The sequence below is a fragment of the Aeromonas tecta genome (genome assembly GCF_000820185.1).
In the GTDB taxonomy this organism is placed as follows: domain Bacteria; phylum Pseudomonadota; class Gammaproteobacteria; order Enterobacterales; family Aeromonadaceae; genus Aeromonas; species Aeromonas tecta.
Genome location: NZ_CDCA01000009.1, coordinates 80,449 through 91,895, shown reverse-complemented (window position 1 = coordinate 91,895; position 11,447 = coordinate 80,449). Strand labels below are relative to the sequence as shown.

At 59.7% G+C, this 11,447-nt stretch carries 9 protein-coding genes; 4 read left to right on the top strand and 5 right to left on the bottom strand.

The features are described from left to right. The first annotated feature begins 347 nt into the window (after nt 1-347). Nucleotides 348-1,544: an NnrS family protein gene (locus BN1137_RS01320; protein ID WP_050716874.1), complete on the top strand. Its 1,197-nt coding sequence runs from the start codon at nt 348-350 to the stop codon at nt 1,542-1,544. A gap of 3 nt (nt 1,545-1,547) precedes the next feature. On the opposite strand, the gene BN1137_RS01315 is transcribed toward BN1137_RS01320, so the two are convergent. Continuing rightward, complete coding sequence (locus tag BN1137_RS01315; protein ID WP_050716873.1) at nt 1,548-2,117, bottom strand: helix-turn-helix domain-containing protein; 570 nt, start codon at nt 2,115-2,117, stop codon at nt 1,548-1,550. A 115-nt stretch (nt 2,118-2,232) separates the two neighbouring features. On the opposite strand from BN1137_RS01315, the gene BN1137_RS01310 reads away from it, so the two are divergent. Both BN1137_RS01310 and BN1137_RS01305 read left to right on the top strand, forming a co-directional pair. Continuing rightward, nucleotides 2,233-3,384 carry a benzoate/H(+) symporter BenE family transporter gene (locus BN1137_RS01310; RefSeq protein WP_050716872.1) on the top strand — a complete coding sequence of 384 codons (1,152 nt, stop codon included), beginning with the start codon at nt 2,233-2,235 and terminating at the stop codon, nt 3,382-3,384. Nucleotides 3,385-3,532: 148 nt separating this feature from the next. Further along, nucleotides 3,533-4,597, top strand: a complete 1,065-nt coding sequence (locus BN1137_RS01305) for a DUF3103 family protein (protein WP_050716871.1) — start codon at nt 3,533-3,535, stop codon at nt 4,595-4,597. A gap of 67 nt (nt 4,598-4,664) precedes the next feature. Here BN1137_RS01305 and metF read toward each other — a convergent pair whose 3' ends face one another. After that, nucleotides 4,665-5,561, bottom strand: coding sequence for a methylenetetrahydrofolate reductase (gene metF / locus BN1137_RS01300; RefSeq protein ID WP_050716870.1), 897 nt, complete (start codon nt 5,559-5,561; stop codon nt 4,665-4,667). Between the two features lie 327 nt (nt 5,562-5,888). Here metF and BN1137_RS01295 point away from each other — a divergent pair, with 327 nt between their 5' ends. Next, nucleotides 5,889-6,704: a GNAT family N-acetyltransferase gene (locus tag BN1137_RS01295; RefSeq protein WP_050716869.1), complete on the top strand. Its 816-nt coding sequence runs from the start codon at nt 5,889-5,891 to the stop codon at nt 6,702-6,704. 41 nt (nt 6,705-6,745) lie between these two features. Here BN1137_RS01295 and BN1137_RS01290 read toward each other — a convergent pair whose 3' ends face one another. From BN1137_RS01290 to BN1137_RS01280, 3 genes are all read right to left on the bottom strand, one after another. Then, nucleotides 6,746-8,170, bottom strand: a complete 1,425-nt coding sequence (locus tag BN1137_RS01290; protein WP_050716868.1) for an ABC transporter substrate-binding protein — start codon at nt 8,168-8,170, stop codon at nt 6,746-6,748. An 8-nt stretch (nt 8,171-8,178) separates the two neighbouring features. After that, nucleotides 8,179-10,158, bottom strand: a complete 1,980-nt coding sequence (locus BN1137_RS01285) for a methyl-accepting chemotaxis protein (RefSeq protein ID WP_050716867.1) — start codon at nt 10,156-10,158, stop codon at nt 8,179-8,181. Nucleotides 10,159-10,359: 201 nt separating this feature from the next. Next, a complete protein-coding gene (locus BN1137_RS01280; protein WP_050716866.1) occupies nt 10,360-10,971 on the bottom strand; it encodes an OmpW family outer membrane protein in 612 nt (203 codons plus the stop codon). Between the last annotated feature and the right edge of the window lie 476 nt (nt 10,972-11,447).

Below are 11,447 nucleotides of genomic sequence, written 5' to 3'. Positions count from 1 at the left end.
TTCAAATTGTTAAAGAGCGTCACGCTTATCGCGCTGAGGAGGCGCATAATACGCTTCTCACTTCGAAAGTCAAGCGCTTGTTTTCGCTTTTCTTTCGGCGCCCGCTTCACTGTGAAGCTAGCTCATCAACCCGGCGTGTTGTGCCGTGCTGGTAGGGGCGCATTATAGGGAGCGGCGCCGGGATGACAAGGGCTTTTTCACCATAATTGTTCGTTCGCTCAGAACATCAGCGAATCGCTCTCTTTTCAGCCGCAACGGTCTCGATTCCGCCTTCACTGGATTTAAATTGAACATTTGAAAAGCCACTTTATAATAGTCTTTTCAAATACTCAATTAAGGTTGCTGTCATGCACCAGATCCTGGATAGCCATAAGGAAGAACAGATAGTCCCGCTGTTCCGCTTGGGGTTTAGGCCCTTCTTCCTGTTTGGCGCACTGTTTTCCTGCCTGGCCATGCTGGGCTGGTTGGGGCAGCTCAATGGCTGGCTGCGTCTGCCCGGGATAGCCAACCCTGTCTGGTGGCATGCTCATGAGATGTTGTTCGGCTTCGGCGCCGCCATAGTGGCGGGCTTTCTGCTGACCGCGGTGCAGAACTGGACGGCTCATCCTGGCATTCGCAGCTGGCCCTTGGCGTTGGTGGTGGGTCTGTGGGCCGCCCCGCGCTGTCTGCTGCCCTGGCTGGGGGAAGGCAGCCAGCTGCTGATGGTGGCGGATCTTGTCTGGCTGCCCCTCTGCGCCTGGTTCCTTGCCCGCCCCATCATGGTGACCCGGCAATGGCGCAACCTCTTCTTCGTCCCCTTGCTGTTGATCCTGACCCTGCTCAACGGTGCCAGCTGGCTGTGGCGGGATGACTGGCTCACCACGGAGCATTTGCTGATCACGACGGTGCTGTTGTTCAGCACCCTGATTGCCGTGATGGGCGGGCGGGTCATCCCCTTCTTTACCGCCAGAGGAACAGGCCAGGAGAAAGCCGCCCCCCTGCCACTGCTGGAACGCGCAGCCCTCGCCTCGATCTGGCTGGTCATGCTGCTCTGGCTGTTGTTGCCCACTCCATGGACCACCAGCCTTTATATGGCGCCTCTATATATAGTGGCGGCTCTGCTGCATCTGTGGCGACAACTGCGTTGGCGGCCGCTGGCGACACTCACCCATCCCTTGCTGTGGTCGCTGCACCTTGCGTACCTGTTTATTCCGCTTGGCCTGCTTGCGCTGGCGGCTCAGGCAGCAGGCTGGTCCATCAGCCTGTCGCTCGCCAGCCATCTGCTGAGTGTCGGCACCATAGGCGCCATGATCCTGGGGATGATCGCGCGAGTATCACTCGGCCATAGCGGCAGAGCCTTGCAAGTGGGGCGCAGGATCACCCTGGCTTTTGCGCTGGTCATACTGTCGGCCTGCATGCGGGTGTTGATCCCGCTGCTCTGGCCCGCGTTCACCCTGAATGGCTGGAACCTGAGTGGCTGGAGCTGGATTGCGGCCTATGGGCTGTTTGTCTGGGTCTATACACCCATTCTGACCCGGCCCAGGGCCGACGGACGCCCCGGTTAACCCTCAGGGTCTGGCCAGCGGATAATGGATCAGGTTATGGAAGACGGCGGGGGCTATGCCCAGATTGCGATAGCCATGAGGACGGTCGGCGGCAAAGCGGACCGCCTCCCCCTGCTCGAGCGACTGCCAGTCCCCATCGACCAGCACCTCCATGGCGCCGCTGATGACGATCACATGTTCGGTCACGCCCGGCTCATGAGGTTCAGACTCTCGCAGGTAGCCCGGCAACAGGGTCAGCTCGAACAACTCGAAGCCAAAGCGGCTTTCATAGGGAAATAGCGGTGCCACCTGCATGCCTTCACCCGCCGGTTGCTGGCGAATGGCGGCGGCGGTGCGATAGAGGGTCTCACCCAGCATCGCCGGGGTTGGCTCAATGAAACTGGAGAAGGAGACCCGAAAGCCGGTCGCAATCTTCCACAAGGTCGCCACCGTCGGACTGGACTCCCCTCGCTCTATCTGCCCCAGCATGGCCTTGCTCACGCCCGTCTCACGGGCTGCCACATCCAGACTCCACCCCAGCTCGCTACGCAGCCCCTTCAACCGCTGAGCCAGGTGTCGACTCATCTCTTGCATATTTCCCCCTGCATGTTGCAAAGCCAGCTTGTGCGTCATAACGCACGAGCCTATAGTTAGCACTACATTGTACGTAATAACGCACAAGCTGCCAGCCATCAACAAGGAAGTCGCCATGCCCTTTGCCCTACCCCATCTGGCCGCAGGTCTGATCGCCGTCATGGTCGGTTACACCAGCTCGGTCGTGCTGATCATTCAGGCCGCTACCGCCGCCGGCGCCGATGCCGCCCAAGTCTCCTCCTGGCTATGGACGCTGGGGATCGGTATGGGGATGAGCTGCATCGGCCTCTCTCTTTATTACCGCGTTCCGGTACTCACCGCCTGGTCGACCCCGGGAGCCGCCCTGCTCATCACCAGTCTGGGTAACTTCAGCCTGGCAGAAGCCATTGGCGCCTTTGTTATCTCCTCGCTGCTGATCACCCTGTGCGGGATCAGTGGCTGGTTCGATAGATTGATGCGTCACATCCCGGCGCCCCTGGCCGCCGCCATGCTGGCCGGGGTTCTGCTTCGCTTCGGGCTGGATCTGTTCAAGGTCGCCCCACAGGATCCCCTGCTATTGGGGGCCCTGCTGTTAGCGTTTTTGACTGGCCGCCACCTGTGGCCACGCTATACCATGGTGCTGGTGCTGGCCGTCGGCATGCTGCTCTGCGCCTTTCGGGGAGAATTGCAGCTGAGCACAGTCCATTGGCAGCTCTCCAGCCCGGTCTGGATGACACCATCATTCTCCCTGGATGCCCTGCTGGGGATAGCCCTGCCGCTGTTCATCGTCACCATGACGTCACAGAACATGCCCGGCATTACCATTCTGCGCGCCCACGGCTATCAACCTGCCACCTCTTCCCTCATCACCTGGACCGGTCTGACCGGCCTGCTGCTGGCCCCGTTCGGTGGCTACGCCTTCAACCTCGCCGCCATCACGGCCGCCATCTGCATGGGCAAAGAGGTCGATCCCGACGCCAGTCGCCGCTGGCCAGCCGCCGTCTGGGCCGGTTGCTTCTACCTGTTGACCGGCTGTTTTGGTGCGACCGTGGTGGCCCTGTTCAGCGCCTTCCCCACCGCACTGGTCACCTGCGTGGCGGGTCTGGCGCTGCTTGGCACCATCGGCAGCAGCCTGCACGGCGCGCTGCAGCAAGATGAGGAGCGGGAAGCGGCGCTGTTGACCTTCATCATCACGGCTTCCGGGATCAGCCTGCTTGGGGTCGGCTCCGCCTGCTGGGGACTGCTGGTCGGCATAGGATTGCATCAAGTCAACCGGCTGCGCGTCTGACCTGACCATCTGGGGAGACTCCAGTGAGACGCCGCACATAATTCAGCAAGAATGGTTCACAGCTGAAACCAATTGCCGTCTAGTGCAGTTGAGGCGTCGATTCTTCCCCGATGCGCGCCTCTGTCAGACTCAATACTGGAGAATAAGAATGAGGAATCAGGCTGTCATTTTATTATTGGCCTTGCTGGGCAGCACCACTGCCCAGGCTGCCGATACGGATCGGGAGCTGGCACGCCAGCTCGCGTTGCAACAAAAAAACCTGCTGCCCCTGCTCAGCAATCAGGAGTACCAGAGCCCGCTGCCCAACCTGCTGCAACAGGCCAGCCCCAGGCTGAAACGCCAGGCAAGCGATGCCAACCAGGCCGCCATCAGCAGACAAGGGCTGGAGGGGGAAGTCACACAACTGATGCAGTTGCGGTTGGCCAATCCCGAACAGGCGAGTGCCCTGAAGCAGGGGGTCGAACCACTGATCGCCTATGTGCCGAGCGGCGATGAGAAGAGCTGGAGCGCCATCGAAGCCTTCGATACGGCCGGCAACCCCATTTATCTCGATGTGAACCAGCCACCGGCGCGCCCGGTACTGGTAGTGGAGGCCGATCCCGTCAAGGCCAAGAACGCCGGTTTGAAGGTAATGCGCAAGGCGCTGGCCGCAGCAGAGTTACAAGCTGCCCCACAAGAAAAAAGCAGCACAAGCCCCCTGAAAACCAGCATCCTCAAGAAGATCAGACTGAGCGATGATCAGGAGCCCTGGCTGCTCGGGGCCGCCGAGGTCTATGCCGTAGTCGCCGGGGTCAATCCCAGCCGGGATGAGCCCGTGGTGGACATCGTCGACATGCCCTATCTCGACTATGACAACACCGACTACAGCCCGAACCAGATCCTGGTGTACTGGGATCGCTATCGCTGGGGCGCCGTCGATCTGGTCATGATGGAGCAGGATGACAACGTCAACTACAAGGAGCTCAGCGCCCTGCTGATAGAGGCACTCAAGCTCGGCTTTACCGCCGGTGGCGTGCCGGAGGCCCTGCCCTTCCTCGATCTCGGTGGCCGCATCGTCAAGGCGCTGCCCGACTCCTGGATGACCAACAACGATGACTATCTGGATACCTTCTACACCCTGGAGCAGGACCAGAGCTATCAGCAGTATCCCGGTGCCGCCGGCAATGCGGTCATCACCCTTGAACCCAAGGAGATCCAGCCGACCAGGCCCTGATCCCCGCCCATAGCAAAAAGCCAATGAGGTGACTCATTGGCTTTTTTTGTCTCTACTAGCCGCCACATCAGGCCTGCTCTTTTGGCCTGACCCCCAGGGTGTGGCAGATGGCGTAGGTCAGCTCGGAGCGGTTCAGGGTATAGAAGTGAAAATCCTTCACCCCTTCCTGACTCAGCACCCGCACCTGATCGATGGCGATGCTGGCGCCCACCATGTTGCGAGTGGTCTGATCGTTATCCAGCCCTTCGAAACGCTGATGCATCCAGCGCGGGATCTTCACGTTGGTGAAACCGGCGAACTTGGCCAGGGTCTGGTAATTGGAGACCGGCAGGATCCCCGGCACTATCTCCGCATCGATGCCGATGGCGGCGCAGCGATCGCGAAAACGCAGGTAGGTTTCCACGTCGAAGAAGAACTGGGTGATGGCCCGGTTGGCGCCCGCATCTATCTTGCGTTTCAGGCTCAGCAGATCGGACTGCGCGCTTCTGGCTTCGGGATGACCCTCAGGATAGGCGGCCACAGAGATGTCGAAATCGGCTTCTGACTTGAGCAGGGCAACCAGATCGGTGGCATACATGTCAGGCTTGTCGACACCGGGCGGCAGGTCGCCACGCAGGGCCACGATATGACGAATGCCGCTGTTCCAGTAGTCACGGGCGATGGTTCTCAACTCGTCACGGCTGGCATCGATACAGGTCAGGTGCGGGGCTGCGATGAGACCGGTGCGCTCCTTGATGTCCTTGATCACCTTGTGAGTGCGATCCCGGGTGCCAGAGTTGGCGCCATAGGTCACGGAGACAAACTTGGGTTTCAGCACTTGCAGCCGCTCGATGGACTGCCAGAGGGTATTTTCCATCCCTTCGCTGTTGGGCGGGAAAAACTCGAAACTGACCGATATGTTGTCACCCAAATCGGCCAGACTCTGGTTGAGTGCCTCAACCTGGCGCGCGCTGTGAAATCCCATCTGTTATCTCCCTGTCCTACAACCGATTCCTGTACGTCAAAACGGATGTTTGGACGTCTAAACGTCTTGCTATCTTTATGACAAAACGGATCAAAGTCAATACCGATTTACCGACCGCCGTCAGATCAGCGGTTTTTTATTTTGCGATTCAATTTAACAAACGATCCTCCCCCATCCCAAAATGGCCCCAGTCGCGCTATCATGCGGGCGGATCGTCCTGGACGTTCTGAATCTGCGTGTGATTGTTTGGCCGGGTTTCCCGGCCCTTTTTTTAACTTCTCCCCCTGCCTGCCGATAACCAATTGAATCACTTGCAGGAGCCCCATCATGGAAGATCACCCCGGCTTTGCCACCGATTTGCTGTTCGATCGCTATCAGGGCGAGGTTGTCGACCATGAACAGTTCTGGGCGGTACGCACCCCCTCGGCACCGGATTACTATTTCGGTAATTATCTGTTGCTCCCCACTCCCCCCAGCGATCGTGACAAGGGCTGGCTCGAGGCCAGCTTCGACAAGCTGATCGGCCAGGATCCACGCGTGCAGCACCGTACCTTCCAGTGGCCACTGGCCGCAGGGCAGAACAGCCGGGTCGCCGGCTTCGTGGCGGCGGGTTATCAATACATGGAATGCGTGGTACTGGCACTGGATGCCACCGGCTTGCAGCCACCGACTCCGCTTGGCTCGACCGCCAAGGCTCGCCCCTTCACCCCTGCCGATTGGGATGACTGGTTGACACTGGAGTGTGATGAGCGAGATCCGAGCTACCCAGCAGAGAATTATCTGCCTTATCTGCAGTCTCGCAGCAGCTTGTATCAAGCCATGATCACCGATGGATTGGGGCAATGGTGGGGGATCTGGCAAGCCGATCAGCTGGTCGCCAGCTGCGGCCTGTTCTTCAGCGGGACCATGGGGCGCTTCCAGCTGGTGCGCACCCATCAGGATTGGCGTAACCGGGGGCTCTGTCGCCAGCTATTGAGCCAGGTTGCCCGTCAGGGTCTGACGCAGGTCGAACGCCTCATCATAGTGGCCGATGAGCACTATCACGCCCAGAGGGTCTACCGCTCATTAGGCTTCATGCCCGTGGCCCGCATCGGCAGTCTCTGCCGCTGGCACAGCCCCGGCGCCGCGCCCAGGCAGGAATAAAAACGGGAGGCTGCTGCCTCCCGTCGTCGATGCGCTGCCGATTATGGTGTCGGAGCCTCTAGCTGCTGGGAGAGCGCCGCTTCCACCTCGGGCGATGACACCGGCAGTGGTGCAACCGCCGCGGAGGCTACCGGGCTCATCGCAGGAGCGAGGTCCGCCGCAGGCAGAGTCCCGACCGCGGCTGAGGCGGCGGCCGGCACATCACATTGGCAATCCTGACCCTTGGCCTGCGGGCCCTGATGGGGGCCATACCAGCCCTTCAGCCCCTGCTCCAGCTGCTGCGCCGCCGCCAGTGGCGCCAGCTTGCCGAGCAGCACCGCCTGACTCACCTCGGCCAGTTCATCCCCCAGTTTGGGCGTGCCACGGGAGAGGATCTGGGTCGCCACCCGGATGGAAGAGTCACACTGATCGCGCCACTCCATCATCTCCTTCGCCGCCGGATTGATCACCTCAAAGAAGTGGTTGGAGAGAGAGAAGAAGCCGGGCAACGCGTTGGTATAAAGCTCGGCAAACTGGGAGGTGGTCAGCCACTGCAGGAAGGCCATGGCGGCTTCCTTGTTCTTGCTCGCCGGATTGAGCCCCATGCCGATGTCGGTATGATCGGTGAAGAAACAACCGTCCCCCTGCCTGGCTACCGGTGGCCGCATGACGCCAAAGTCGACCTTGCCGGTAAAGGGAGCAATCTCCCAGGATCCCGCCGCATAGAAGGCGGCCTTGCCGGCGGTGAACAGCGCATTGGTGCTGGCGTAATCACGGCTCTCGCCCCCCTCGCCCAGGTAGGAGCGCCAGCGGGCCAGCTCCTCGAACACCCGCACGTATTGCGGGTTGTCGAGTCGCTCCTGGCCACCGATCAACGCCAACCGGCCATCCTCCCCCTTCCAGTAGTTGGGTCCTATGTTCTGGAAACCCAGCTCGGAGGCCACCCAGCTCTCAGAGCCGCTCATGGCCAAGGGCACATAGCGGCCATCCGCCTTCACCTTGTCCAGCACGTTGAAGAACTCGTCGCGGGTCTGCGGCACCGAGAGGCCCAGCTCACTGAAGATCTGCTTGTTATAGAAGAAGCCGTGAATGACCGAGGCCATGGGTACGCAGAAGGTCTGGGCACCGGTATCGGTCTGCCAGGGCGACTGGGCAAAGCTCGGGAAGTTTTCTATCCCGGCCATCTCGCTCAGCTCCACCAGATGACCGGCCTTGAACAGGGCAAGAGAGTCATCGAAGGGGCGGCAGGTGATGAGATCCCCCGCCTTGCCATCCTTCAGACTGGCCCAGAGCGTCGGCATGTACTCGACGTTCTGCACCCCGTTGAATCGCACCTGGATACCCGGATGAGCGGCCTCGAAGGCGGGGATGATCTTCTGCTCCCACAAGGCCTTGTCATCGATACGCCAGCTCTCGATCACCAATTCACTGGCCATCAGCTGGCCACATAACAGGAGACTCAGGGCCCCGATCCACTTGTTAGACATAAGCCCTCCTAAACCTTGAAATGTGCGATCAATTGCTGCTGTCTGGCGACCAGATCCGCCAGCACTTCACTGCTGCTTGCCGATTCACGGGCCTCCCGTTCGGTCTCGTAGGCCACGTCTGCGATCCCCGCGATGTGGCGCGCGACCCCCTGGCTGACCGAGATCTGCTCTTGGGCCGCCAGCGCCACCTGATCCGCCATCGACTTGATGGCACTCATCCGTTCGGCGATGGACTGCAGCGCCAAGTCCATATCCCGTGTCTGCGTCACACAGCCGAGCGTCTGCTGCTGGCTGCGCCCCATCACTTCCACCACCTGCTGGCTCGCACTCTGCAGGTTCTCGATCATGGCCTGGATCTCCTCGGTCGACGTCTGGGTCCGGTTGGCCAGTGCCCGCACCTCATCCGCCACCACGGCAAAACCGCGACCGGCATCACCGGCACGGGCGGCCTCAATGGCGGCATTGAGCGCCAGCAGATTGGTCTGCTCGGCGATGCTGCGGATCACATCCAGGATGCTGCCGATGTGGTTGCTAAATTCCCCCAGCTTGTGGGTAATGCCGACCGCTTCTTCCATGGCACCCGCCAGCTGTTCGGTGATGTGACGGGTAGCCGCCACCTGCTGACGACCGGCACGGGCCTCCTCATCGGCCAAGTCCACCTCCCGCTTGGTGCCATCGGTGGATCGCGCCACCTCGGTGGCACTCACTTCCAGCTCGGTGATGGCGGCGGCGACCTGATCGGTCTGACTCTTCTGATCCTGCACCCTGGACATGGCGCGCTCGCTTATCTCGGCGGCGCGGCTCGCCTCCTCCACCAGGTGGCGGGAGCCGGCATTGATCTGGGAAAGCAACTCGCCGGTCTTGTCCGCCAGGGTATTGATGGAACGGGCCAGGCTGCCGAATTCGCAGCGGCTGCGATAGTCGATGCGCCGGGTCATGTCACCGGTCGCCATCCGGCCCAGCTCCTGATCGATCAGCTGGAGCGGACGCTGGATACTGCGCGTGGTGGTGTAGCCGATGATGAGCGCGGCGGCGGCCGAGATGGTCGCTACCAGCAGGATCCACAGGCTGGCGCTGCTGACGGCATCATCCGCGGTGATGCGGCTCTGGCTGGCGATGCTGCCTGCCGACTGACCCATCTCATCCAGCAGGCTCAGGCTGTTGGCCAGGCTGGTATCGAGCTGCTGATTCAATCCCTGCAACGACGCGGCCAACTGCTGGGCCTGGCGCATGGTAGCCAGCAGCCCCTGCGGACCGAGCGCCAGCTCCTGCATTCGATCCAGATTGGCGACGAAGCGTTGCTTCACATCGTCCGGTACCAGCACCCGCTCGAGCCGTTTGCGAGCCATCTCTATATCCTTGCTGAGCACTTTCTCCAGTTCGTTGAGATCGGTGCCGGCATCGGCTCGGCGGATATTCTTCAGATCCCGGGCGATGCCGGAGGTGATGAGTTCAGCCTTGTTGCGCATGGATCGCTTGCTGGAGGCTTGCTGCAGCAGGAGATCGGCGGCCCATTGGTAGGTGTCCTCCAGTCGGATGAAGGCGATCTCCAGTTGATGACGGAGTTCCAGTGCCGCTACCCACTGGCCATGCTGGGCCAGCACCTGATCGGCCAGGCCGAAGAAACCCTGAGTGGCGCCAGCCACCTGGCGAAAGCGCGCATTTGCCTCTTCCACTCCGGTGAATCTGCCCATTTCCCCGCTCAATTGCGCGAAGTGCGCCTGTTGCGCCTTGAACTGGCTGGCCAGCTGCGGCAACTGGGCCGCATCTTCACTGGTTCTGTAGGTCAGCACCCAGCGGTTGCTGTCTTGCAAGGCACCTTTAAGCCCGGCGACGGCAATCACCAGGGGAGTGGCACGATCAGAAACCTGCGACAGGCCCTCATTGATACCCCGGATCTTCAGGATACTGATGAAGCCAAGCAGAACCAGCAGCAACAGCATCAGCACAAATCCGGCGATGATCCGCTGCACGATAGACAAACCCATAGAGACATCCTCACTCGTTGGGAAAAATGACGTGAACGCAGGGTCTATCGGCAGAGGGAGACGATGGGAGAGTAGCAAGTGGGGCTTATAACGGATGAGATCACGAATAATGCCCGATTTCGGATATAAAAGGGCCCGAACAGAGCCGGGCCAAAAGAGACGTGCTTCGTCATGGCCTTGAGGCGGCCAACCTGATGCTGGTTAGAAGCGGTAGCCGACGCCGAACATAAAGGCCACCGGATCGATGGAGGTATTGATGGTGCCTACCGCGGTGTGCACCTCGGTGTCGATGTCCATGACCCAGGCAGACGCGTTGACGAACCAGCGATCGTTGATCGCCATGTCCAGCCCCACCTGACCCGCCAGTCCCCAGGAGGAGTCGACGCTGACGTCGGTGCCATCCAGTGCGCCGCGGCCCTCCTCATCGAAGAAGAAGGTGTAGTTGATACCGGCTCCCACGTAAGGACGCACCTTGCTGTTGGCATCTCCGAAGTAGTACTGCGCCATCAGGGTCGGCGGCAGATGCTTGACCTTGGCAACCTCACCCAGGCCCGGGGTCGAGACCGAATGGGAGAAAGGCGTGGCGGCCAGCAGCTCAACCCCCCAGTTATCGGTGAGCATGTAGGAGAGGGTCAGCCCCAGCTGCATGTTGCTGTCGATATCCAGCTCACCCGTGCCCAGCACGTCGTCACTGCTAGTCTGCGGGGAAACAAAGGCCAGGCCACCACGCACCAGAATATCTCCGGCCTGATGTGCCATGACGGCGGGGGAAGCAAAAGCGGCTGCGATCAGTAGAGGAAGGATCTTTTTCATCACGTATTTCCTTTTTGTTTTCTTTATGTGTTGTAAGCCCGAAAACTATAAAAGGATGTGAATGAACGGTTATTGATTCAGCTCAATAGTTATCAATAAATAGGTAGATGCGCACAACATCTTTAGCTGATGGTAAAAGCATCAAGACAAGATATAAACACCAGTAAATATAATAAGTTATGGTAGTTTCTCTTCACTTTTAAATTATTAAAGCATAATTTAAATACACCTTTAATAGGCCAAATCACCGCCAGGATCGTTGTTTAATTATCACAATCAAGGTATTTTATTACGGCCATGTAGCGCAGCTGTAATCGGTCTTTTATGAAGAATCAAACCAGAAGAGAAAAAGTAATAGGCATCCTGGCCGCCATCTGGGGCATAGGGTCATTTCTATTTATCTTGCTTGGATTTATCGTCGCACTCGCCTTCTTGATGTTGACCCACTAATTTCCACTCTCTCCGCCAACAAATTG